Consider the following 22,019-nt stretch of genomic DNA (forward strand, 5'->3'; position numbering starts at 1 on the left):
GAAGTAAGGGGCGGAGAAATGGGGGCGATCCGGCGGGCGCCACCGCTTGCATGGCGGCGGCGCCGGGTTCAGTTGGCTAGTGCGCGCCCGACGATCAGCGGATCGGGCTGGCCGATGGCGGTGGTGTCGCGGTTGGCGTAGGGAAAGCGTGCCAGGATGTAGCGCAGCGCATTGAGCCGCGCGCGCTTCTTGCAGTCCGAGCGGATCACGGTCCACGGCGCATCGGCGGTATCGGTGTGGGCGAACATCGCCTCCGCGCAAGTGTGGGAGGGGGCCGGGGTGGTGTCCTGGTCCGTCATTGCCGTCCTCCCTCAGGCCGCGTTGCGCAGGATTTCGTAGAGCTGGTCCTTGATCTGCAGCTTTTCCTTCTTGAGCCGCTCGATCTCGAAGCCGGCGGCAGGCACGATGCCGGCTTCCATATTGCGGATTTCCTGGTCCAGCGCATTGTGGCGGTGGAACAGGCGGGCGAAGTGGGCGTCCTGGGTCTTCAGGGCCGAGATCTGGTCGCGGTATTCGGGAAACATCCTGGCTCTCCTCTGCTGGCGCCGCACGCACAGTGCGTGGCGCATGGTTTCATTCTGGGGAGGGCAGGGCGGCGCGACCTTGATCAGGATCATGCCCGTCCGGGGTATGGGAAGAGTCTCTGGCGCGCTGGCGAGACGGGACCATTGGCGCGTCCGGCACGCAGAAAGCAAAACGCCCGCGGGAGTGCGGCGGGCGTTTGCGCGGCATGGCCGTCAGGCGGCCATATGCCGGTATCAGGCGGGCTTGGCGTTGTCGAGCGAGAATGGCGACAGCAGGCGCACCATCTGGGCGAATGCCTTGGGGTTGCCGGCCAGCACTTCACCTTGTTCCATCTGGCGCGGTTCGCCGGCGTAGTTGCCGACCAGGCCGCCCGATTCGGTGATCAGCAGCATGCCGGCGGCCATGTCCCATGGCTTCAGGCCGCGCTCGAAGAAGCCGTCCAGGCGGCCGCAGGCGACATAGGCCAGGTCTAGCGCGGCTGCCCCCGGGCGGCGCAGGCCGGCGCAGCTGCGCGTCATCAGCGAGAAGATTTCCAGGTATTCGTCGACGCCTTCCAGGTCACGGAACGGGAAGCCGGTGCCGATCAGGCAGTCGGCCAGCTTGTCGCGTCGCGTCACGCGGATGCGGCGGTTGTTCAGGAAGGCGCCGGCGCCCTTGGTGGCGGTGAACAGTTCGTCGCGGGTCGGATCGTAGACCACCGCCTGCACCGGCGTGCTGCGGTGCAGCTGGGCGATCGAGACCGCGTACTGGGGGAAGCCGTGGATGAAGTTGGTGGTGCCGTCCAGCGGGTCGATGACCCAGGTGTACTCGTGCGCGTCTTCGCCCTCGGCCCAGGACTGGCCGGACTCTTCCGCTAGAATGGCGTGTTCCGGGTAGGCGGTGCGGATGACCTCGATGATCGCGGCTTCGGCGGCGCGGTCCACCTCGGTAACGAAATCGTTGTGTTGCTTGCGCGAGACGCGCACCAGATCGACGTCGAGCGACGCGCGGTTGATGATGGAACCCGCCTTGCGGGCCGCCTTGATGGCGATATTGAGCATCGGATGCATGAATCTCTCCAGGCCGGCCAAGACGAAGCGGCGAGGTGCTCATGGCACCGCGCGCCCGCCCATGGGCAGCTGACAACACAACGGATTGTAGAAGAACGTCGGGCGTCGCCGGTCTGAAATGTGCCGCGAAAGTCTCGCGAGCAAGCAAATACCTGGCGCCGCGCCAAAGAAGAACCCCGAATTGTATATGAACCCGGCCATCGATACGAGCCAGTCCCCATCCGCCGCGCAGCCTGACGCAGGCGGCGCCCGGCGCGATGCCTTCGGCCGCGTGCGCTTTGTGCTTGTCGAGACCAGCCACCCGGGCAATGTCGGCTCGGTGGCACGCGCGATCAAGACCATGGGCTTCGGCACCCTGGTGCTGGTTTCGCCGCGCGAGCCCGATGTGCTGCGCCATCCCGACGCCATCGCCATGGCCAGTGGCGCCGACGATGTGCTGGCGGGCGCCACCATCGTCGACCAGATCGATGCAGCGCTGGCCGGCGCGGCGCTGACTGTGGCCATGACCGCGCGCCAGCGCGAGTTCGGCCCGCCCCGGCTGCTGCCGCGCGCGGCGGCGGAACGCGCCTGCCAGACGCTGGCCGGCAGCGGCGACATCGCCTTCGTCTTCGGCAACGAGCGCTACGGCCTGCCCAACGAGGTGGTCGAGCGCTGCACGGCGGTCACGCATATCCCGGCCAATCCGGCCTATACCTCGCTGAACCTGGCGCAGGCCGTGCAGCTGGTGGCCTACGAGCTGCGGCTGGCGCTGCTGGATGCGGCTAACGCGCCAGGCGCGCCGTCGGACGCGGGCGTCAATATCGGCTATGCTGGTGAGCCGGCCACGGCCGAACAGGTCGAGGCCATGTTCGGGCATCTGCAGTCGGGCCTGGAGGCGATCGGTTTTCTCGATCCGTCCAACCCGCGCAAGCTGATGACCCGGCTGCGCCGGCTGCTGGCCCGCAGCGGCCTGGAGCGCGAAGAAGTGAATATCCTGCGCGGCATCGCCAAGCACATGCTGATCGCCGCCAAGGACAAGCCGGCCCCCGATAGGAGCACTGACGGGGGACCAGCGACTGGAGCGAGGACAAGTGGCAGCAACCCGGAGTGATTCGATGCAGGACGATGCAGGCGCACGCGGCAAGCGCGTGTGCTGCCATCCTGCGGTCGCGGGTTTGCGCATGCCCGGGCGATGTTGATCGCCGCATTGCTGCAATGTCCCTGACGGATCAGGGGCCAAAAGCTGGCGCCAAAAGCCGGGCCAGCAAATCACTTACACTCCCTGATCCCGTCCTCACCGGCCACCGACCTCGCCGGCGACCCTGCCCCAGGCGCAAGCCTCGCGTGGCACGGCGCACGGCGCGGCAACACGACACGACCAAGATGTTCTCTCGCCTGAAGGAAGATATCGACACGATCATGCTGCGCGATCCCGCCGCGCGCAGCCGCCTGGAGGTGCTGACCTGCTACCCCGGCCTGCATGCCGTGGTGTTCCACCGCTTTGCGCATGCCTGCTGGCACGGGGGCTTTCACTGGCTGGGGCGCTGGATCTCGCACTGGTCGCGCTTCCTGACCGGCATCGAGATCCATCCGGCGGTCCGGCTGGGACGGCGCGTGTTCATCGATCACGGCATGGGCGTGGTGATCGGCGAAACCGCCGAGATCGGCGACGACTGCACCATCTACCAGGGCGTGACGCTGGGCGGCACCTCGCTGTACAAGGGCCAGAAGCGCCATCCGACGCTGGGCGCCAACGTGGTGGTGAGCGCGGGTGCCAAGGTGCTGGGTGGCTTCGTGGTGGGCGACGGTGCGCGTGTGGGTTCCAATGCCGTGGTCCTCAAGCCGGTGCCGCCGGGTGCGACTGCGGTCGGCGTGCCGGCCCGCATCATCCTGCCCGATGCGCCGGCCGCGCAGCAGGGCGCCAAGCAGGAGTTCTCGGCCTACGGCATCACGCCCAATGCGGACGATCCGGTGTCGCTGGCCCTCAAGAGCCTGATTGACAATGCGGCGCGCCAGCATGAGCGCATCGAGACGGTGCTGGCCGCGCTGGATCGGCTAGGTGAGCATCTGGAAAACACGCCCAATGATCGTTTTGATGCCAGTGAGCTGCGCAAGCTGATGAAGTAAAAAGTGCGGCCGGTTTGCTCCCCTCTCCCGCATGCCGCATGCGGGAGAGGGGCCGGGGGAGAGAGGGCAGGCCGTGGCATACCGCAGCGCCTCACTTCGTCGACGCACCGGCCCTCTCCCCAACCCTCTCCCGCAAGCGGGAGAGGGAGCACCCCAAACAGCGATTCGAGACCCGACGGGCTATGGGCGGCGCAGTCTTTCAACGGCGGTTTCAGTCCGTCTGCGGTAGCAGGCGGAAGCCATCGCCATCGAGTTGCAGCACCGCAGCGCGCGGATGCGCGCCATCCAAATCCCAGTCAGTCAGCACCCACCGCACACCCGCAGCCTCTTCATGCCGCGCCGGCCGGTGGGTGTGACCATGCACCAGCAGCGATGCCCCTGCCGTGCCAAGCAACTCGGCCGCGGCCGCAGGCGCCACATCGCCATAGACTACCGGCGCGGGTGCGCCCGCGCTTCGCTGCCGTGCACGGTTGCCTTCACTGTCGGCGCGCAACTTGCGTGCGATCGACAAGCGCGCACTCAGCGGCAGCGCCAGGAACACACGCTGCACCCAGCCCTTGCGGGTCCAGCGGCGGAAACGGTTGTAGCGTTCGTCGTCGATGCACAGCATGTCGCCGTGGCTCAGCACGACGCGCTGGCCGGCGCAGTGGATCACGGTGGGGTCGGGCAGCAGCGTCGCGCCTGCGGCGGCAGCGAAGCGCTGGCCCAGCAGGAAGTCGCGGTTGCCGTGCATCAGGTACACGGCCACGCCGCGCGCGGCCAGCGCGCGCAGGGCGCCCGCCACGCGTTGCGCGAACGGCGAGTCGGTTTCCTCGTCGCCGATCCAGAATTCAAAGAAGTCGCCCAGGATGAAGAGCGCGCGCGCGCCATGCGTGGCGCGTTCGAGCACGCGCTCGAAAGCCGCCAGCGTGCGCGGCATGCCCGGCGTGAGATGCAGGTCTGAAATGAACCACGCCGGCGCCTGTACCTCGAGGGGACCGGCCACCGGCGTGTGGGAGATTGCGGTCATGCGTGGTGTCGGTAGGAAAATGCCGGCACGCGGGCGCGCACGGAACCGCAATCGGCAGGCATAGGCTTATTCGACGACGACAGCCTTCTCGATCACCACGTCTTCCAGCGGCACGTCCTGGTGGAAGCCCGAGGTGCCGGTACGCACGCCCTTGATCTGGTCGACCACTTCGGTGCCTTCGACGACTTTGCCGAACACGGCGTAGCCGAAGCCTTGCGGCGTGGGCGAGGTGAAGTTCAGGAAGTCGTTGTCAACCACGTTGATGAAGAACTGCGCGGTGGCCGAGTGCGGCGCGTTGGTGCGTGCCATCGCCACGGTGTAGCGGTCGTTTTTCAGGCCGTTGCCGGCTTCGTTCTCGATCGGGGCGTCGGTGCCCTTTTGCTTCATGCCGGGCTCGAAGCCGCCGCCCTGGATCATGAAGTTCTTGATCACGCGGTGGAAGATAGTGTTGTCATAGTGGCCCTTGCCGACGTACGACAGGAAGTTCTCGACGGACTTCGGTGCCTTCTCGGCGTCGAGTTCGATAGTGATGACACCCTGGTTGGTGTGGAGCTGTACCTTGGACATGGGTTTCCTCTGTTCGGTGTGTTATTTGACGACAGTGGCCGACTCGATCACGATCGGCGAGGCCGGCACATTGCGCATGGGGCCGTAGGCCGTGGTCGGCACGCTCTTGATCTTGTCGATCGTGTCCATGCCGTCCACCACCTTGCCGAAGACTGCGTAGCCGTTGCCGTCCGGCTGCGGGTAGTCGAGATTCGGATTATCCACCACATTGACGAAGAACTGCGCGGTGGCCGAGTCGGGGTTGCTGGTACGTGCCATGGCCACCGTGCCGGCCTTGTTCTTCAGGCCGCCGCGCGCTTCCAGCGGGATCGGCGCGCGCGTGGGCTTTTCCTTCATGTCGCGGTCGAAGCCGCCGCCCTGCACCATGAAGCCGTTGATGACGCGGTGGAAGATGGTGCCGCTGTAGAAGCCGCTCTTCACGTACTCCAGGAAGTTGGCAACCGTCTTCGGCGCCGCATCCGGGTACACCTCGATGGTGAACTTGCCGGCGCTGGTGACGAACTGGACGCGCTCGGGGGCTTTCTGCTGCGCCATGGCGCTGAACGACGACAGGACCAGTGCGCCTGCCGTCAGGGCGGCCAGCACGATGCGACGGGAACGGATCATAGGGAAACTCCGGTAAGTCTGGATACACACGGCCCGGACGCGCGGCGCCCGGGCCTTCGGGATGGGGGCGTCAGTTGGCCGCGGGCGCGCTGGCCGGGGCCCGGCGGCCGGCGGGTGCCGGCTTGCGGCTGCCGGCGGGCGCGGCCGGCGTTGCCGGTGTTGCCGGGTTTGCCGGCGCGGCAGTCTCTCGCAGCTGGCGCAGGGCGGTGCTGGCGCGGGTGTCACCCGGGTTGCGCCGCAGCGCCTCGGCGTAGCTCTGCTCGGCCAGGCGCAGGTAGACGTCGCCCAGGTTGGTATAGGCGATGGCAAAGGCGGGTTTGACCTCGGTGGCCAGCACCAGTTCGGCCTCGGCGCGCTTCAGGTCGCCGCGCTTGGCATAGAGCAGCGCCAGGTTGTTGTGAGGCTCGGGCAGTTCGGGGAAGTCCTGCGCCATCTCGGCAAAGGCCTGGATCGCGGCATCCTCGCGGCCGGACTGCGCCAGTGCCCAGGCGCGCTGGAAGCGGGCCTGCGCATTGCGCGGATTGGCCGCCAGCACCCGGTCGAAGCCCTTGATGGCTTCGTCATAGCGGCGCGCGTTGGCGGCCTGCTGGGCTGCGCTCATGCCCGGGTCGAGCGAGCGGATGCCGTCGACGGGGGAAGTGGGCGCAGGGATCGACAGCGGGCCGTGCTGCGCATGCGCAGGGCCGGCCAGCGTGGCGGCCAGGGCCAGCATGGCCAGCGCGGCGCGGGCGCCGTGTCTGCGTGCAGGGGCGCTGAAGGCGGCGGGAGGCGGGGAGGGCAGCAGCAGGCTCATTGAAGACGGGTCCGTTATACTCCGCGGCATTCTAGCAAAGCGGCAAGTCCGGCACGAAAGCAGCCCGGCGCGCGCACCGACCTGCGGGCGGGCTGACGCGCGGACCAGCGACGCCGCGCGGCCAACCGGCACACCGCCTTCCGGTAAGATATGGGGCGCGGCGGATTTGCGCCAGCGCCAGCCGATGCGGTCGCGGCCGGTGCCAGCGGTGCGCCCGTGGCGCGGGCGCGGACGAACCCGCGTTGCCTGCTGTGCGAACCCGGCAGTCTCCTCTCATCACTCACATCGTTTCATGCAGCTTCTGAACATCTACAACACGCTCGCCCGTGAGAAACAGCCATTCGTGCCGATCGAACCCGGCAAGGTCCGCATGTATGTGTGCGGCATGACGGTGTACGACTACTGTCACGTCGGCCACGCGCGCGTGATGGTGGTGTTCGACATGGTGCACCGCTGGCTGCGCGCCGCCGGTTACGACGTGACGTATGTGCAGAACATCACCGACATCGACGACAAGATCATCCGCCGCGCCGTCGAGAACGGCGAGACCATCGGCCAGCTGACCACGCGCTTCATCCAGTACATGCACGAGGATGCCGCGGCGCTGGGGGTGATCCGTCCCGACCACGAGCCGCGCGCGACTGACTTTGTGCCGCAGATGCTCGACATGATCGGCAAGCTCGAAGCCAAGGGCCTGGCCTACCAGGCCAGCGACGGCGACGTGAACTACTCGGTGCGCAAGTTTGACGGCTACGGCAAGCTCTCCGGCAAGTCGCTGGAAGACCTGCGCGCCGGCGAGCGCGTGAGCGCCAACGACGCCAAGCAGGACCCGCTGGACTTCGTGCTGTGGAAATCGGCCAAGGCCAGCGAGCCGCCCGAGAGCAAGTGGGAATCGAAGTGGGGCGCCGGCCGCCCGGGCTGGCACATTGAATGCTCCGCCATGAGTTGCGCGCTGCTGGGCGAGCATTTCGACATCCATGGTGGTGGGGCGGATCTGCAGTTCCCGCACCATGAAAACGAGATCGCACAGTCCGAAGGAGCCAGCGGCAAGCCCTTCGTCAACATGTGGATGCACAACGGTTTCGTGCGCATCAACGACGAGAAAATGTCCAAGTCGCTTGGCAATTTCTTCACGATCCGGGAAGTTTTGAAGTCGTACGATGCCGAGGTCGTACGCTTCTTTATCCTGCGCGCGCACTATCGCAGCCCGCTGAACTACAGCGACGCGCACCTGGACGACGCGCGCCACGCGCTCACGCGCCTGTACACCGCGCTCAAGGACAGCCAGCCCGGCGGCTGCGCGGTGGACTGGGAAGAACCGCACGCGAAGCGCTTCGCCGAGGCCATGGGCGACGACTTCAACACCCCGATCGCGATGGCGGTGCTGTTCGACCTGGCCAGCGAGATCAACCGCACCGGCTCGACCGCGGCCGCGCGCCAGCTCAAGGGCCTGGCCGGCACGCTGGGCCTGCTTGAGCGCGACCCGCACACCTTCCTGCAGGGCGGCAAGTCCGACGACGGCCCGTCGCCGGAACAGATCGAAACGCTGATCGCGGCGCGCAAGACCGCCAAGGTCCAGCGCGACTTTGCCGAAGCGGACCGCATCCGCGCCGAACTGCTGGCCGCGGGCATCGTGCTGGAAGACAAGCCGGGCGGTGCCACCGAGTGGAGGCGTGCTTGAAAGCTGCCGCGCGCAAGCCCGCCACCGCCACGCCGCCGGCCGCAACGGGCCGGGCGAAGGCGGCCGGTCCGCGCCCGGACAAGGCTGGCGCCAAAGAGGCGCCGCTGCCTGATGGCCAGGATACGGCAAAGGTTCCGGCAAGAAAAACCGCGCGCAACGCAAAGGCCGTCCTGCCCGAGGCGGATGCGGTGCCGCTGCCGGTCGAGACCGTCATCGATGCGGTGCGCCCCGCCTACTGGGACGAGGCCTGCGCCGACCTGATGAAGCGCGACCGCATCCTGCGCAAGATGATCCCGACTTACGGCCCGGCGCATTTGGTGTCGCGCGGCGATCCGTTCGTCACGCTGGCGCGCGCGGTGGTGGGCCAGCAAATTTCGGTCAAGGCGGCGCAGTCGGTGTGGGAGCGGCTGCATGCGGCCTGCCCCAAGCTGACGCCGGCACAGTTCCTGCGCGCCGGTCCAGAGAAGCTGGCCGGCTGCGGGCTGTCCAAGCGCAAGGGGGAATACCTGATCGACCTGGCCGACCACTTCAAGGCGGGCACGGTGCATGTCGCCGAATGGGCGCAGATGGACGACGAAGCGGTGATCGCGGAGCTGACGCAGATCCGCGGCATCGGCCGCTGGACCGCCGAGATGTTCCTGATGTTCAACCTGATGCGGCCCAACGTGCTGCCCCTCGATGACATCGGCCTGATCAACGCGATCTCCGCCAACTATTTCAGCGGCGAACCCGTCACCCGCAGCGAGGCGCGCGAAGTCGCGGCTAACTGGGAGCCGTGGCGAACCGTGGCGACGTGGTATATGTGGCGCAGTCTCGACCCGCTGCCAGTGACGTATTAGGCATCAGGGCAAGAAAATTTAGTGGCAGGTGCAGTCCGGGCTATCTGGCAGGCGCTAAGATAGCGACCAAATTCCGGTAGAATGCGCCCCTTCACAGACAGGTACGTGTGATTTTATGAAAACCACCTTCCTGGATTTTGAGCAGCCCATTGCCGAACTCGAGGCAAAGATCGAAGAACTGCGCTTTGTGCAGGACGATTCGGCTGTTGATATTTCCGAAGAGATTTCGCGGCTGGCCGGCAAGAGCCAGCAGCTGACCAAAGACATCTATGCCAACCTGACCCCTTGGCAGGTTGCGCAAATCGCCCGCCACCCCCAGCGTCCCTATACGCTGGACTACGTGCGCGAGATCTTTACCGATTTCCACGAACTGCACGGCGACCGCACCTTTGCCGACGACCTGTCGATCATCGGCGGCCTGGCGCGCTTCAACGGCCAGTCGTGCATGGTGATCGGCCACCAGAAGGGCCGTGACACGAAAGAGCGCGCCATGCGCAATTTCGGCATGCCCAAGCCCGAGGGCTACCGCAAGGCCAAGCGCCTGATGGAGCTGGCGGACAAGTTCGGCCTGCCGATCTTCACCTTCGTCGACACTCCGGGTGCATTCCCCGGCATCGACGCCGAAGAGCGCGGCCAGTCGGAAGCCATCGGCCACAACCTGTACGTGATGGCCGGCCTGAAGGTGCCCCTGATCGCCACCATCATCGGTGAAGGCGGTTCGGGCGGCGCGCTGGCGATTGCCGTGGGCGACGTGGTGCAGATGCTGCAGTTCGCCACCTACGCGGTGATCTCGCCGGAGGGCTGCGCCTCGATCCTGTGGAAGACCGCCGAGAAGGCCCCCGAAGCCGCCGAGGCACTGGGCCTGACCGCGCACCGCCTGAAGGCGCTGGGCCTGATCGACAAGATCGTCAGCGAACCGCTGGGCGGCGCGCACCGCGACTACAAGGCCATGGCGGCGCTGCTCAAGCGCTCGCTGGCCGAGTCGCTGCGCCAGTTCCAGGGCATGAGCGTGAAGGAGCTGCAGGCTCGCCGCTACGAACGCCTGCTCGCCTATGGCAAGTTCAAGGAAACCGGCGTCCAGGACTGACCCGTCCACCCCGCTGACCGACAAGGTCGCACAGGCCCTCCAGGCCGGTGCGGCCTTTGTTGTTTCTGGCGGCGGCGCGGCGGCGGGCGAGGGCGCGCTGACGATCGCGGTGGCGCTGTCGGGCGGGCGCGATTCGGTCGCGCTGCTGCATGCCGCCTGCGCGGCCGTGGCGGACTGGGGCGCTGTGGCGCGCGTGGTGGCACTACATGTCCACCACGGCCTGCAGGCCGACGCCGATGACTGGGACCGCTTCTGCGCCGCGCTGTGCGCGCAGTGGCAGGTCGGCTACTTCGTGCGGCGCGTGTCGGTGCAGCCGGAGGCGGGCGAGGGCCTGGAAGCGGCCGCGCGCCGCGCGCGCTACGCCGCGCTGGCGGCGATGTGTGCCGACAGCGGCGCGCGCCTGTTGCTGTTCGCCCATCACCAGGACGACCAGGTCGAGACCGTGCTGCTGCGGTTGTTCCGCGGCGCGGGTGTCGCGGGCATGGCGGGGATGCCGGCCATGCGGCCGCTCGACGAGCAGAGCGGCGTCATGCTGCTGCGCCCGTGGCTCGACGTGGCGCGCGACGAGATCGATGCCTATTGCGCGGCGAACGCGCTGCAATGGATCGAAGATCCCTCCAATACCGATGCCCGTTACGCGCGCAATGCCTTGCGCTTGCACCTGCCCGCGCTGGTGTCGGCCTTCCCGGCGCTGCGCGCCAACGTGATCCAGGCCGCGGCGCATTTCGCGCAGGCCAGCCAACTGATCGAGCACCTGGCAGGCACGGCGCTGTCGCAACTGGCCCGTCCCGGCCGCGATGCCGACACGCTCTCCGAACTCGACCTGAACGGGCTGCGCACGCTCTCCGCAGCCCACGCCGACGCCGTGCTGCGCCTGTGGCTGCGTGACCTGGGCGTGCGCGCGCCGTCCACCACGCGGCTGGCGGCGATGCGCGAGCAACTGGTGACGCATGATGGTGGCGAGCCTGCGATTGCGCACGACGGCCTGGTGCTGCGCCGCTTCCGCGACCGGGTACTGGCCTGCACCCCGCCCCCGGCGGCGCCGCCCGCGCCCGTGAAACTGGACTGGCGCGGCGAGGACCGCATCGTCGTGCCGGCGTGGCGGGGCGAGTTGCGCTTTTTCCGCGACGACACCTTCGGCGTGCCCGAAGCGGTGCTGCGCCAGCCCTTGCGCCTGGCCGCCCGCGCCGGCGGCGAGCGCATCGTGCTGCGCCCCGGCGGCCCCGCGCGCGCGCTCAAACAGGCGTGCCAGGAGGCCGGCATTCCGGCTTGGCGCCGGGGCTGGCTGCCGCTGCTGTGGTCCGGTGACACACTGGTGATGGCTGCGGGGCTCGGCATGCACCGGCGCTGGCCGGCTGAGCCGGCTGCGCCGCGCTGGCGCGTTGAATGGCTGCCGCAGCCGCCGGTCGGTGCCAGGCCGCCGCACTAAGGTCAGCGAGCTGGCGCGCGCGTCACATCGAATCGACCCCGCAACGCCCGTGCCGCCTTGCCTGACAGGGCATGTTCGTGTATTTTCAAGGGCTTTGCACAATCGCTGGCGTCGACAAGAAGATGGCTCTCATCGTTCACAAATACGGCGGCACTTCGATGGGTTCCACGGAACGCATCAAGAATGTCGCCAAGCGCGTGGCCAAATGGCACCGCGCCGGTCACCGCGTAGTCGTGGTGCCTTCGGCCATGTCGGGCGAGACCAATCGCCTGCTGGGACTCGCCAAGGAAATTTCGCCGCAGCCGGATCCGCGTGAACTGGACATGCTCGCCTCCACCGGCGAACAGGCCAGCGTGGCACTGCTGGCGATCGCGCTGCACGGCGAGAACATCGACGCGGTCAGCTACACCGGCTGGCAAGTGCCGGTGAAGACCGATTCGTCGTACACCAAGGCCCGCATCGAATCGATCGACGACGAGCGCATCCTGGGCGACCTCGACGCCGGCCGCGTGGTCGTGATCACCGGCTTCCAGGGCATCGACGACGACGGCAACATCACCACGCTCGGCCGTGGCGGCTCGGACACCTCGGCCGTGGCCATCGCCGCTGCGATCGAAGCCGATGAGTGCCTGATCTACACCGACGTGGATGGTGTGTACACGACTGACCCGCGCGTGGTGGAAGACGCCCGCCGCCTGGACCAGATCACCTTCGAAGAAATGCTGGAAATGGCCAGCCTCGGCTCCAAGGTGCTGCAGATCCGCTCCGTGGAGTTCGCCGGCAAGTACCGCGTGAAGACCCGCGTGCTGTCGTCGCTGACCGACCCGCTTATGCCGCTCGAGCAGGAAATGCATTCGGGCACGCTGATTACTTTTGAGGAAGAGTCTGAAATGGAAGCAGCCGTCATCTCCGGCATCGCCTTTGCCCGTGACGAGGCGAAGATCACTGTTCTGGGCGTGCCGGACAAGCCAGGTATCGCCTACCAGATCCTGGGCCCGATCGCCGACGCCAACATCGACGTCGACATGATCATCCAGAACCAGTCTGTCGACGGCAAGACCGACTTCACCTTCACCGTGCCGCGCGCCGACTACCAGCGCGCGCTGGCGATTCTGAACGACGGCGTCAAGTCGCATATCGGCGCCGGCAGCGTCTCGGGCGACCCGAAGGTGTCCAAGGTGTCGGTGGTCGGCGTCGGCATGCGCTCACACGTGGGCATCGCCAGCAAGATGTTCCGCACGCTGTCGGAAGAGGGCATCAACATCCAGATGATCTCCACCTCGGAAATCAAGATCTCGGTCCTGATCGACGAAAAGTACATGGAACTGGCCGTGCGCGCCCTGCACAAGGCCTTCGAACTGGAACAGGCGTGATCCGTTCGTGAACACTTCTGGCGGCACTGCAAATTTTGTGTTGTGTCATCGATTTTTCGTTGACCAACCCGCGCAGCGCCGCTAAAATACGCGCTTCGTTGTGTGGCTCCCTCACACAACGCAAGTTTGGGAGACGTGGCCGAGAGGTCGAAGGCACTCCCCTGCTAAGGGAGCATCTGGGCCAAAACCTGGATCGAGGGTTCGAATCCCTCCGTCTCCGCCAGCAACGGCGGCGAACCCCGGAAGATCGCGGTCTTCCGGGGTTTTGTTTTTTGTGCTCCGGATTTCCGCTGGCTGGCGCGTGTGTACCTTACACAAGCGACTGGAGCCAGCATGTACCTCACCCGCCGAGACGGCATCTACTACCTGCGCAAGCGGGTGCCGGTTGACCTCATTGCCGTCTATGGCAAGCGAGAAATCCTGCGCAGCCTGAGGGTCAAAGACAGAGGCGCCGCCGTCCGTCTCGCTCTACGCGCTGTCGTTGCGCTGGACGATGAATTTGCACAGAGGCGTGACCTGACCCCGCCTTCTGTTGAACGGGCGCAAGCCTCGCAGCCCACCCCATCCATGTCGGCCCGGCCACCGAGCCAATCCGCTCTTCCAAATCTAAGCAAGCCTACGCATCGCTGATGGCGACGTCTTTGCAGATTTGGACGCGCGGTCACCAACCCGAGCGCGCGGTAACGCGCGCATTCGCTGCCGGTACTCCGGCAGGCGCATTGAATTCACATTGGCGCCCCCTCTCGGGACTCCCGTCCATCCTTGCGGATGGAATCGCCAATCACACCGCCCGATAGTCTGAACGGGGCCCGAGCAGGGCAGATGGGAGCAGTCCACAGCGTCGCCGACTTGCGTCAGCAGCCGCCGCAGACCGTTTTGACAGGCATTCTCGTCGCGCAGGTGGCAGGTGCCGCAGCCCGGGCAATCCCACTCCCGAATTGCGGGCGCTATCCCGCCCTCGACAACGTGACCACACGCATGGCACGTTCGCGTGGTGCCGGTTTCATCCAGCACCAGCGCATGCTTTCTGGAGCGCGTCGCGACCCACGAGACAATGTCCTTGAATGCACCGTGCATCGTTCTGTTTCTTACCGCGCGGTTGTATTTGCGGCCCTTGCCGTGGTTGGTGTTCTCCGGCACGTAGTTGCCGATCCCAATCACGTCGTAGTGCCTGCAGAGCTGGTTCGCCAGCGAATACATGAAGTGCTTTTTCTGTTCTCGCACTTTGGTTTGCATTCGCTCCACAGCGTCGTCCAAACTCTTCCAGCGGCGACTGGGACGCCAATGCGTCGACACCGTGCCATCGCCGTGGACGGTATCTACCCACAGCGACTTTGCTATGCACCGGTCACGCAGACTCGTTAGCCGATCGAGAATGCGCTCCGACTCCTTCAACTTCTCAAGATTGGACAATTCGAAGGCGCGCCCCTCAGTATCCAGAGCGTAGCCAAAGTTCTTCAGGTTCGGATCGATGTAGACCACGCGCGTGCCGCGTTGCCTGGCCTTCTTCTGCCCCTTGAACGTGAACACAGCGAAATAGCGGTCGCGGCCCTCGCGGACGATCCGGCAAGTGCGAGCGCTCGCGATCTCCTTGGGTGTCTTCTCCATCTTCAGGCGCAGCGACAGCCGCTGTCCTTGCGCGTTCGCGCCGAACGACAGGTTGAGCCAACCGAACTGGGAAACATTCCAGCCTTTGCCTGGCTCGTCGTATTCCAGGCTCATCCAGTGCTTGGCCCATGCCTTGTACTTGACCCAGCCCACGTCTGGGCCGCAGCGCTGTCCGTTCTTCGACTTTCGATGCGAGGCAATGGCCTTGGCCATGCGCAGCGCGACATTCTTCAGCGGTGAAGAAAACACGCAGCGCAAGAACGGATGACGCTCCTTGAGCGGCGGCACGAGGTTGCGAAGCCCGATCTCGGAATAGACCTCCGACAGGAGCTTCTTGGTTCGCGCCTCATCAAGATAGCCATAGCCGCCGACGATGGACAACTCCGCCATGCGCGTCTCGACTTCGTCCTTGAGTCGATTCCATAGCCAGTTGCAGATTTTGGATTGCCCGTCGAGCTTGCCCGCAGCATCAGCGTCCACCACCAGACGGACCTTCCTCGCGAACTGGATAGTGGTGGGATCAGCCCTCTTGAATGGCATCTGCAGCCTCTTTCAGGGCTTTCATGGCGTGACGATTCTTGTGGGAACGGCTGCCATAGAGGCGCGCCGAAAAGACGGTAATGATCTCAAGCACGTCGCAGGCAAGATCCTCCTCATACGTCGAATCGCCTTTGGCATTGATGATGACGACTTCCGTTCCGAATTGCTCGCACAGAGCAAAAACGAGCTCTGCACCAAATCGCAAGAGCCGGTCCTTGTGTGTGATGACAAGCCGATCAACGCCTCCGGCACAGATACGTTTGAGCAGTTGCTTGAGGCCCTTCTTCTCATAGTTCATGCCGGAGCCGAGATCCCGGATGAGTTCGAAGGGCCATCCCTTCGCAGCGCAGAACGACTCCAGCACCTGGCACTGACGCTCCAGATCGGCCTTCTGGTCGTGGCTGGAAACGCGCGCATAGGCGAGCGTAGTACGCCCGCGCTCTGCTTCCTCGACCTTCTTGCCGGCCAACTCCATTAGAGCGGTCAAATTATAGCGACGATGACCACCCGGAGTCCGATCGGCGGAGATCTTCCCGTCGAGCTCCCATCGGCGAAGCGTGCCAGGGTGGATGCCCAGCATCGCGCACGCCTCCTTCATCGTAACTTTAGCAAGTATGCTCATGGGGGATAATAATTGCACACCTATAAGCAGTTTACAAGGGGCTGCTCACTTGCCCCACCGACAAGACCGCTGACGCGGTAGCCCGCGCCGTAGCCGAGGTCGGGAACCCTCATGTAGCGACGCTAACTCGCACAACTGTGGCCGGGATGCGGGACATCTGGCTGGAGAAGGGCAACAGCGCTGCTACCGTGTCGAAGAAGGTCGGCTTTATCCGCCTGCTGCTGACCGTGGCGCGCAATCGCGGTCTTATAGACACCAACCCAGCCGAGGGAATGGAGTTGCGCCCCGACCCCATTGAACTGCGGCAACCGTTCTCGCCGGAACAGACACAATCCATCCTCGCCGCAACGGCGAAGTACCGGGACACCGAGCCCGTCAAGTATTGGGTTCCCCGGCTAGGCCATCTCACAGGCGCTCGCTTGAATGAACTGTGCTAGCTTCGCACCTCAGACATCATCGTCCGTGAGGGTAGCTTCGAGTCCTTTTGCCACGCGCGAACGTGCGAGGGCGAGGCTGCGTCCGGGGCCGACCAGGCAGTGATGATGGGTTGCTTCAGCAGCCAGCTAAGCGTCAGTCCCGAAACTGCGGCGCCCATCGAAATCGACCATACCCACGAGGCCACCACGTCATTGCCGACATTGGCGGCATGCGCTGCCTGGAAGAAGATGGCCAGTGGGCCGGCATAAGAGATGATGACGGCGAGCAGCCCCGCCGTAACTGCTGACACGGACCAGGTGCCTTTGGCAGTCACGGAATCCAACGTGTCGTTCGCGTCCCGACTCATGGCGTCGCCGGCGTCATCAACGTCGACGACGGATGACGTGCGAGCGGCGTTACCTGCATCGTCAGGTATGGATGGGTTCTTACGAGATACAGCATGTCTCCTCCTGAGGCGCGACGCTCCTCCTGCGGGTGGGAGGAGCGCCAAAACAGGTAGGCGTTTAGGCTCGCTTGTCGCGACGGTAGAACGCGAGCTTCTCTTCGTCGATTTGAAGTCCGAGGCCTGGACCTTCGGGGATATGCAGATCGAAGTCGCGATACTGCGGACGGGCCATCACAATGTCATCCTTGAGCAGCAGCGGCCCAAATAGCTCCGTTCCCCACGCCAGTTGCGGAAGCGCGCTGAATCCGTGTGCGGAAGCAATGGAGCCGATACTACCTTCGAGCATCGTCCCGCCGTAGAGAAGAACGCCCGCTGCATCTGCAATAGCCGCCGTGCGCATCATTCCGAAGATCCCGCCGGACTTCGCGATCTTGAGCGCAAACACGTCGGCGCAGGCGTCCCGCACGAGTTCGATAGCGTCCTCAGGGCCGGTAATGCCTTCGTCGGCCATGATGGGAACAGTGAATCGTGCTGCGAGCCGGGCAAGCGCTCCGCGGTGCTCTCGCGGCGTTGGTTGTTCGATGAGATCGATGCCAGCCGCCTCCAGCGCTTCGATGCCCAAAGCTGCATCGACTTCGTTCCATGCCTGATTGACGTCCACGGTAACTTTCGCTCGGTCACCCAGTGCGGCTTTGATTTTGGAAACGTGAGCCACGTCGTCACGCACGCTGCGACGGCCAATTTTGAGCTTGAAGACATTGTGGCGACGTTCGGCGAGCAGCATTTCGGCCTCCTCGATGTCGCGGTGGGTATCACCGCTGGCGAGCGTCCAAAGCACAGGGAGCGTCTTGCGGACGGCGCCACCAAGCAGTGCCGAGACGGGAACGCCAAGGCGTTTGCCTTGTGCGTCCAGCAAAGCCGTCTCGATCCCTGACTTGGCGAAACGATTGCCGCGAGCGACCTTGTTCAGCTTGAGCATGGCCGCGTTGATGCTGGTCGCATCTTGTCCAACCAACGCCGGGGCCAAGTAGGTGTCGATGGTCAGTTTGATGCCCTCGGGACTTTCTTCCCCATAGGAAAGACCACCGATGGTCGTGGCTTCGCCAATGCCTTCAATGCCGTCGCTCGAGCGCAGGCGAATGATGACCATAGTTTGCTGTTGCATCGTCGCCATGGAAAGCTGATGCGCGCGAATGGTCGGAAGATCGACCAGAATCGCTTCGACGGATGTAATTTGGGCGTTCATACCTAGAATGACGAAGTGGGAGCTTTCAGTATTGCGTCGGCAATATTCGTCTGTCCAAGACCATCGACGTCTAGGGCCATACCCCCGGGGTATGATCGTATTACTCTCCCTTGTCCGTGCGAGGTACGTAGGGAATCCGCTCTTCCTCGTACAGCCGATAGATCAATTCCAGCATTTCCTTGATGTCACGCGACTCGTCCATCGCCCGCATGCTCATGATGATTGGAGACGTGAGGGTTGGGTCATCCAGCTCCATGTAGCTCACGTCGTCGCGCTTCAGCCCATAGACGCTGCTCGGAACGACTGAAATCCCTTCTCCCGCTGCGACAAGCCCCAATGCAATCTGCAACTCGCGCACGTCATAGATACGCCGAGGCGTAAGCGCTCGCTCCTGGAAAGCCGAGAGAACCTGGTCCGCGTAGCTTGGCCTCGGTGCCTTAGGAAAAACAATGAGTGTTTCGTAGATGAGATCCCTAAGCGCGAGCACCGGCTTCGACATAGAGAGCGGATGACCGACGGGAAGTGCAACAATCATTTTCTCCTCGCGGAGAATCACCCGGCGAATGTTCGCGTCCTCGTGTCGAATCCGACCGAACCCCACATCGATACGTCCGTCCTTGAGCGCGCGAATCTGGTCCATCGTCGACATCTCGTGGAGGCTGAGCTCGACCGACTTGTTCTCGTCCCGGAATCGCCGAATGATCTTTGGCAGCATGCCGTAGAGCGTGGAACCCACAAAGCCGACGGACAGACTGCGCTCGATGTTGCCAACGCGCCTTGTCATCGATTCCAACTCGTTTGTCTGTGCAATTAGCTGCACCGCGTGCGAGTAAAAAAACTTGCCCGTCTCGGTGAGCTTAAGGGGACGCGAGCTCCGTTCGAATAGCTGCACCCCCAGCGCCTCTTCGAGTTGCTGTATTTGGCGGCTTAACGGCGGCTGCGCGATGTGGAGCCGCTTGGCTGCGCGCGTGAAGTTGCGTTCTTCTGCAACCGCTACAAAGTAGCGGAGATGTCGCAGCTCCATACAATACCTCCAAGATATAGCTCAATACTAAAACGGTGTTGGACTGAGCCGTTTGCCGTCCTCTATTCTGCTTTCACGCTCTGTTTCAACGCCGCATTATACCTTCTGAGTGCCATTCAGATCGGCCTGAAACGAGGGTTTACCCCACCAAAAACACAGAAAGTTTAGGAGCAGACATGAGTGCCAAGGTATTCGAATCGAAGGAAGTGCAGGACCTGCTGAAGGCCGCTGCCAATCTGGGAAGGCAAGATGGCAACGCTCGCACCAAGCAGATTACTCATCGTCTGCTGAGCGACCTTTTCAAGGCCATCGACGACCTGGACATGACGCCCGACGAAATCTGGGACGGCGTGAATTACTTCAACAAGCTCGGACAAGACGGTGAGGCGGCACTCCTGGCCGCGGGCCTGGGTCTCGAAAAGTATCTCGATATCCGCATGGATGCAGCGGACCGAGAAGCCGACATCCACGGCGGCACTCCGCGCACGATCGAGGGCCCGCTGTATGTTGCCGGCGCCCCGGTGCGTGATGGCGTCTCCAAGATTGACCTCAATGCCGATGAGGACGCGGGCCCACTCGTCATCCGTGGCACGGTGACCGGACCGGACGGCAAGCCTGTGGTCGATGCGGTCGTCGAATGCTGGCACGCCAACTCCAAGGGCTTCTACTCGCACTTCGACCCGACCGGCGCGCAAGATGACTTCAACCTTCGTGGCGCAGTGAAGACAGGAGCTGACGGCAAGTACGAGTTCCGCACGCTGATGCCGGTTGGCTACGGCTGCCCGCCGCAAGGTGCCACGCAACAACTGCTTGACGCGATGGCCCGCCACGGCAACCGTCCGGCGCACGTGCACTTCTTCGTGACGAGCGACAAGACTCGCAAGCTTACGACGCAGATCAACATCGAAGGCGACCCGCTGATCTGGGACGACTTTGCGTACGCGACGCGCGAAGAGCTCGTACCGCACGTAGTCGAGAAGACCGGCGGCGCTGCGCTCGGTCTCAAGGACGACGCGTACAAGGAAATCGAATTCAACATCGCGCTGACACCGCTGGTGCAAGGCAAGGACAACCAGCTCGTGAATCGCCCGCGCGTATCCGCCGCGGCGTAACTCCCGCACGGCGGCCTGCCTGGCCAGGCCGCTAACCTCTCCGCACGAACAATCTGCACCAATGCCACAGGGCTTGACCACGAAGCCTGCATAGGGAGACGACTCATGTCCGCAACTATCGATAAAGCACGACAACTGGACGATTTGCTGAGCAACGCCGTTCAGGATGACAAGGAAAATGGCGTCTTCCGCTGCCGCCGCGACATCTTTACGAACGCCGATCTGTACGAACTCGAGATGAAGCACATCTTCGAGAGCAACTGGGTCTACCTGGCGCACGAAAGCCAGGTTCCCAACAACAACGACTACTACACCACGTGGATTGGTCGCCAGCCAATTGTCATCACGCGTGACAAGACCGGCGAGCTGCACGCGGTGATAAACGCGTGCGCACACAAGGGCGCCATGCTGTGCCGCCGCAAGCACGGTAACAAGGGCAGTTTTACCTGTCCGTTCCACGGCTGGACGTTCTCGAACGCCGGCAAGCTTCTGAAAGTAAAGGACGAGAAGACCACCGAATACCCGGTGCAGTTCAACAAGCAGGGTTCGCACGACCTGAAGAAGGTCGCGCGCTTCCAGAACTATCGCGGATTCCTGTTCGGCAGCCTGAGTGAAGACGTGATGCCGCTCGAGGACTACCTCGGCGAGACGAAGGTCATCATTGACCAGATCGTTTCGCAAGCGCCGGAAGGTCTCGAAGTGCTGCGCGGTAACTCTTCGTACATCTACGACGGCAACTGGAAGATGCAGATGGAGAACGGCTGCGATGGCTATCACGTCAGCACCGTGCACTGGAACTACGCCGCGACGATGGGCCGCCGCAAGGTCGAAGGCACCAAGGCCGTCGATGCGAACGGCTGGAGCAAGTCGATTGCGGGTGTGTATGGTTTCGAGCATGGCCATATCCTGCTCTGGACCAACACGATGAATCCGGAAGTGCGTCCGGTCTATCAACGCCGCGATGAGATCGCTGCTCGTGTCGGGGAAGACAAGGCGAACTACATCATAAATCAGACGCGCAACCTGTGTCTGTACCCGAACGTGTTCCTGATGGACCAGTTCAGTACTCAGATTCGGGTGGTCCGTCCCATCAGTGTCGACAAGACCGAAGTCAGCATCTTCTGCTTCGCGCCGAAGGGCGAAAGCGCAGAAAACCGTGCCATCCGCATTCGCCAGTACGAAGACTTCTTCAACGTCTCTGGCATGGGAACCAGCGACGACCTCGAAGAGTTCCGTGCGTGCCAAGCGGGCTATGCCAGCACGACGTCGATGTGGAACGACATGTCGCGTGGTGCACCGTTGTGGGTCCACGGCCCCGACGCGAACGCCAAGGGCATGGGGTTGAATCCGCTCATCTCGGGCGAGCGCAGCGAAGACGAAGGTCTCTTCGTGGTGCAACACGAATACTGGATGCAGGTGATGCGCGAAGCCCTGCGTAAAGAACAAGCAGAGGCGGCCGTATGACCATCGACTATCAAAAAATCTGTCAGGCGCTCTACCAGGAGGCGCGCTTTCTTGATGACCGCCAGTGGGACGAGTGGCTGGCTTGCTACGCAGATGACGTCACCTACTGGATGCCGGCCTGGGACGACGATGACAGGCTCACCGAAGACCCACAAAGCGAAATTTCGCTGATGTACTACCCGGACCGCGGCGGCCTGGAAGACCGGGTGTTTCGTATCAGAACCGAGCGCAGCAGCGCGTCGATGCCGGAACCGCGCACCAGCCACAACGTTACCAATGTCGAAGTGCTGGCGGAGCGCGATAACGAAGTCGACGTTCGCTACAACTTCAACACGCTGAGCCATCGCTACAAGGTGACAGACCAGTTCTTCGGCACCGTCTACCTCACCCTTCGCAAGGTTGACGAACGCTTGCTGATCTCGAGCAAGAAGATTGCGCTCAAGAATGACTACATCCGCCAGGTGCTCGACGTCTACCACGTCTGATGCCACAGGTCGGAATGAGAACGGACGCAGG

The 22,019-nt window shown here is 63.9% G+C and carries 22 protein-coding genes, 1 tRNA gene and 2 pseudogenes; 13 read left to right on the top strand and 12 right to left on the bottom strand.

The features are described from left to right. Nucleotides 1-68: 68 nt before the first annotated feature. The 3 genes and pseudogenes from K307_RS31260 to K307_RS31270 form a co-directional block, all read right to left on the bottom strand. A pseudogene (locus tag K307_RS31260) lies at nt 69-254 on the bottom strand (polyphosphate kinase 2); the annotation flags it as partial. A 57-nt stretch (nt 255-311) separates the two neighbouring features. Next, the gene (locus tag K307_RS31265) at nt 312-524 is read right to left on the bottom strand and encodes a YdcH family protein (protein WP_042884826.1); all 213 of its coding nucleotides are present in this window, start codon (nt 522-524) and stop codon (nt 312-314) included. A gap of 234 nt (nt 525-758) precedes the next feature. Continuing rightward, on the bottom strand, nt 759-1,574 hold the full coding sequence (locus K307_RS31270; protein ID WP_042884827.1) for an inositol monophosphatase family protein: 816 nt from the start codon (nt 1,572-1,574) through the stop codon (nt 759-761). Between the two features lie 187 nt (nt 1,575-1,761). Between K307_RS31270 and K307_RS31275 the strand changes: the two genes are divergently transcribed. Together K307_RS31275 and cysE are read left to right on the top strand one after the other, a co-directional pair. Beyond that, nucleotides 1,762-2,664, top strand: a complete 903-nt coding sequence (locus K307_RS31275; RefSeq protein ID WP_155301297.1) for an RNA methyltransferase — start codon at nt 1,762-1,764, stop codon at nt 2,662-2,664. A 272-nt stretch (nt 2,665-2,936) separates the two neighbouring features. Continuing rightward, entirely contained in the window at nt 2,937-3,680 is a 744-nt protein-coding gene (gene cysE, locus K307_RS31280) for a serine O-acetyltransferase (RefSeq protein WP_042887586.1), read from the top strand. 211 nt (nt 3,681-3,891) lie between these two features. On the opposite strand, the gene K307_RS31285 is transcribed toward cysE, so the two are convergent. The 4 genes from K307_RS31285 to K307_RS31300 form a co-directional block, all read right to left on the bottom strand. Then, entirely contained in the window at nt 3,892-4,689 is a 798-nt protein-coding gene (locus tag K307_RS31285) for a UDP-2,3-diacylglucosamine diphosphatase (protein WP_042884828.1), read from the bottom strand. Nucleotides 4,690-4,755: 66 nt separating this feature from the next. Next, entirely contained in the window at nt 4,756-5,256 is a 501-nt protein-coding gene (locus tag K307_RS31290) for a peptidylprolyl isomerase (protein WP_042884829.1), read from the bottom strand. Nucleotides 5,257-5,277: 21 nt separating this feature from the next. Further along, nucleotides 5,278-5,862 (bottom strand): peptidylprolyl isomerase, encoded by a 585-nt coding sequence (locus K307_RS31295; RefSeq protein WP_042884830.1) that lies wholly within the window; start codon nt 5,860-5,862, stop codon nt 5,278-5,280. A gap of 70 nt (nt 5,863-5,932) precedes the next feature. After that, nucleotides 5,933-6,655 (bottom strand): tetratricopeptide repeat protein, encoded by a 723-nt coding sequence (locus K307_RS31300; RefSeq protein WP_042884831.1) that lies wholly within the window; start codon nt 6,653-6,655, stop codon nt 5,933-5,935. Nucleotides 6,656-6,947: 292 nt separating this feature from the next. Here K307_RS31300 and cysS point away from each other — a divergent pair, with 292 nt between their 5' ends. From cysS to K307_RS48085, 7 genes are all read left to right on the top strand, one after another. Further along, a complete protein-coding gene (gene cysS / locus K307_RS31305) occupies nt 6,948-8,336 on the top strand; it encodes a cysteine--tRNA ligase (protein WP_022534226.1) in 1,389 nt (462 codons plus the stop codon). Beyond that, a complete protein-coding gene (locus tag K307_RS31310; RefSeq protein WP_042884832.1) occupies nt 8,333-9,175 on the top strand; it encodes a DNA-3-methyladenine glycosylase family protein in 843 nt (280 codons plus the stop codon). Before cysS ends, K307_RS31310 begins: the two co-directional genes overlap by 4 nt. Before the next feature lie 115 nt (nt 9,176-9,290). Beyond that, nucleotides 9,291-10,262 (top strand): acetyl-CoA carboxylase carboxyltransferase subunit alpha, encoded by a 972-nt coding sequence (locus tag K307_RS31315; RefSeq protein ID WP_042884833.1) that lies wholly within the window; start codon nt 9,291-9,293, stop codon nt 10,260-10,262. Beyond that, nucleotides 10,228-11,691: a tRNA lysidine(34) synthetase TilS gene (tilS, locus tag K307_RS31320; protein ID WP_419187189.1), complete on the top strand. Its 1,464-nt coding sequence runs from the start codon at nt 10,228-10,230 to the stop codon at nt 11,689-11,691. Before K307_RS31315 ends, tilS begins: the two co-directional genes overlap by 35 nt. Nucleotides 11,692-11,813: 122 nt before the next feature. Beyond that, complete coding sequence (locus K307_RS31325) at nt 11,814-13,064, top strand: aspartate kinase (RefSeq protein ID WP_042887591.1); 1,251 nt, start codon at nt 11,814-11,816, stop codon at nt 13,062-13,064. Nucleotides 13,065-13,193: 129 nt separating this feature from the next. After that, nucleotides 13,194-13,287: transfer RNA gene (locus K307_RS31330), tRNA-Ser, on the top strand. Nucleotides 13,288-13,397: 110 nt separating this feature from the next. After that, entirely contained in the window at nt 13,398-13,694 is a 297-nt protein-coding gene (locus K307_RS48085) for a DUF6538 domain-containing protein (RefSeq protein WP_155301298.1), read from the top strand. Here K307_RS48085 and K307_RS31335 read toward each other — a convergent pair. Continuing rightward, nucleotides 13,671-15,212 carry an RNA-guided endonuclease InsQ/TnpB family protein gene (locus K307_RS31335; RefSeq protein WP_051975232.1) on the bottom strand — a complete coding sequence of 514 codons (1,542 nt, stop codon included), beginning with the start codon at nt 15,210-15,212 and terminating at the stop codon, nt 13,671-13,673. The genes K307_RS48085 and K307_RS31335 overlap by 24 nt on opposite strands. Beyond that, nucleotides 15,193-15,834 (bottom strand): IS607 family transposase, encoded by a 642-nt coding sequence (locus K307_RS31340; protein WP_042878237.1) that lies wholly within the window; start codon nt 15,832-15,834, stop codon nt 15,193-15,195. The genes K307_RS31335 and K307_RS31340 overlap by 20 nt, the downstream gene beginning before the upstream one ends. A 146-nt stretch (nt 15,835-15,980) precedes the next feature. Here K307_RS31340 and K307_RS31345 point away from each other — a divergent pair, with 146 nt between their 5' ends. Further along, nucleotides 15,981-16,271: a hypothetical protein gene (locus K307_RS31345; RefSeq protein ID WP_042884835.1), complete on the top strand. Its 291-nt coding sequence runs from the start codon at nt 15,981-15,983 to the stop codon at nt 16,269-16,271. 74 nt (nt 16,272-16,345) lie between these two features. Here the strand turns inward: K307_RS31345 and K307_RS31350 are convergent. The 3 genes and pseudogenes from K307_RS31350 to K307_RS31360 form a co-directional block, all read right to left on the bottom strand. Beyond that, nucleotides 16,346-16,618 (bottom strand): annotated as a pseudogene (locus K307_RS31350) (benzoate/H(+) symporter BenE family transporter); the annotation flags it as partial. 157 nt (nt 16,619-16,775) lie between these two features. Then, nucleotides 16,776-17,903, bottom strand: coding sequence for a muconate/chloromuconate family cycloisomerase (locus tag K307_RS31355; RefSeq protein ID WP_042884838.1), 1,128 nt, complete (start codon nt 17,901-17,903; stop codon nt 16,776-16,778). Nucleotides 17,904-18,003: 100 nt separating this feature from the next. After that, on the bottom strand, nt 18,004-18,927 hold the full coding sequence (locus tag K307_RS31360) for a LysR family transcriptional regulator (RefSeq protein ID WP_042884840.1): 924 nt from the start codon (nt 18,925-18,927) through the stop codon (nt 18,004-18,006). 176 nt (nt 18,928-19,103) lie between these two features. Here K307_RS31360 and catA point away from each other — a divergent pair, with 176 nt between their 5' ends. The 3 genes from catA to benB all read left to right on the top strand — a co-directional run bounded on the left by catA (nt 19,104) and on the right by benB (nt 21,988). Next, nucleotides 19,104-20,039 carry a catechol 1,2-dioxygenase gene (catA, locus tag K307_RS31365; RefSeq protein ID WP_042884842.1) on the top strand — a complete coding sequence of 312 codons (936 nt, stop codon included), beginning with the start codon at nt 19,104-19,106 and terminating at the stop codon, nt 20,037-20,039. Between the two features lie 105 nt (nt 20,040-20,144). Further along, nucleotides 20,145-21,503 (top strand): Rieske 2Fe-2S domain-containing protein, encoded by a 1,359-nt coding sequence (locus K307_RS31370; RefSeq protein WP_042884844.1) that lies wholly within the window; start codon nt 20,145-20,147, stop codon nt 21,501-21,503. Then, the gene (gene benB, locus K307_RS31375) at nt 21,500-21,988 is read left to right on the top strand and encodes a benzoate 1,2-dioxygenase small subunit (RefSeq protein ID WP_042884845.1); all 489 of its coding nucleotides are present in this window, start codon (nt 21,500-21,502) and stop codon (nt 21,986-21,988) included. The genes K307_RS31370 and benB overlap by 4 nt, the downstream gene beginning before the upstream one ends. Nucleotides 21,989-22,019 lie beyond the last annotated feature (31 nt).

The organism is Cupriavidus necator A5-1 (assembly GCF_000744095.1).
Classification (GTDB): Bacteria; Pseudomonadota; Gammaproteobacteria; order Burkholderiales; family Burkholderiaceae; genus Cupriavidus; species Cupriavidus necator_A.

Excerpts from the sequence above, each read along its gene's own strand:
- K307_RS31265 (WP_042884826.1), bottom strand. The coding sequence starts at position 524 with ATGTTTCCCGAATACCGCGACCAGATCTCGGCCCTGAAGACCCAGGAC.
- K307_RS31270 (WP_042884827.1), bottom strand. The coding sequence starts at position 1,574 with ATGCATCCGATGCTCAATATCGCCATCAAGGCGGCCCGCAAGGCGGGT.
- K307_RS31275 (WP_155301297.1), top strand. The coding sequence starts at position 1,762 with ATGAACCCGGCCATCGATACGAGCCAGTCCCCATCCGCCGCGCAGCCT.
- cysE (WP_042887586.1), top strand. The coding sequence starts at position 2,937 with ATGTTCTCTCGCCTGAAGGAAGATATCGACACGATCATGCTGCGCGAT.
- K307_RS31285 (WP_042884828.1), bottom strand. The coding sequence starts at position 4,689 with ATGACCGCAATCTCCCACACGCCGGTGGCCGGTCCCCTCGAGGTACAG.
- K307_RS31290 (WP_042884829.1), bottom strand. The coding sequence starts at position 5,256 with ATGTCCAAGGTACAGCTCCACACCAACCAGGGTGTCATCACTATCGAA.
- K307_RS31295 (WP_042884830.1), bottom strand. The coding sequence starts at position 5,862 with ATGATCCGTTCCCGTCGCATCGTGCTGGCCGCCCTGACGGCAGGCGCA.
- K307_RS31300 (WP_042884831.1), bottom strand. The coding sequence starts at position 6,655 with ATGAGCCTGCTGCTGCCCTCCCCGCCTCCCGCCGCCTTCAGCGCCCCT.
- cysS (WP_022534226.1), top strand. The coding sequence starts at position 6,948 with ATGCAGCTTCTGAACATCTACAACACGCTCGCCCGTGAGAAACAGCCA.
- K307_RS31315 (WP_042884833.1), top strand. The coding sequence starts at position 9,291 with ATGAAAACCACCTTCCTGGATTTTGAGCAGCCCATTGCCGAACTCGAG.
- tilS (WP_419187189.1), top strand. The coding sequence starts at position 10,228 with ATGGCAAGTTCAAGGAAACCGGCGTCCAGGACTGACCCGTCCACCCCG.
- K307_RS31325 (WP_042887591.1), top strand. The coding sequence starts at position 11,814 with ATGGCTCTCATCGTTCACAAATACGGCGGCACTTCGATGGGTTCCACG.
- K307_RS48085 (WP_155301298.1), top strand. The coding sequence starts at position 13,398 with ATGTACCTCACCCGCCGAGACGGCATCTACTACCTGCGCAAGCGGGTG.
- K307_RS31335 (WP_051975232.1), bottom strand. The coding sequence starts at position 15,212 with ATGCCATTCAAGAGGGCTGATCCCACCACTATCCAGTTCGCGAGGAAG.
- K307_RS31340 (WP_042878237.1), bottom strand. The coding sequence starts at position 15,834 with ATGAGCATACTTGCTAAAGTTACGATGAAGGAGGCGTGCGCGATGCTG.
- K307_RS31345 (WP_042884835.1), top strand. The coding sequence starts at position 15,981 with ATGCGGGACATCTGGCTGGAGAAGGGCAACAGCGCTGCTACCGTGTCG.
- K307_RS31355 (WP_042884838.1), bottom strand. The coding sequence starts at position 17,903 with ATGAACGCCCAAATTACATCCGTCGAAGCGATTCTGGTCGATCTTCCG.
- K307_RS31360 (WP_042884840.1), bottom strand. The coding sequence starts at position 18,927 with ATGGAGCTGCGACATCTCCGCTACTTTGTAGCGGTTGCAGAAGAACGC.
- catA (WP_042884842.1), top strand. The coding sequence starts at position 19,104 with ATGAGTGCCAAGGTATTCGAATCGAAGGAAGTGCAGGACCTGCTGAAG.
- K307_RS31370 (WP_042884844.1), top strand. The coding sequence starts at position 20,145 with ATGTCCGCAACTATCGATAAAGCACGACAACTGGACGATTTGCTGAGC.
- benB (WP_042884845.1), top strand. The coding sequence starts at position 21,500 with ATGACCATCGACTATCAAAAAATCTGTCAGGCGCTCTACCAGGAGGCG.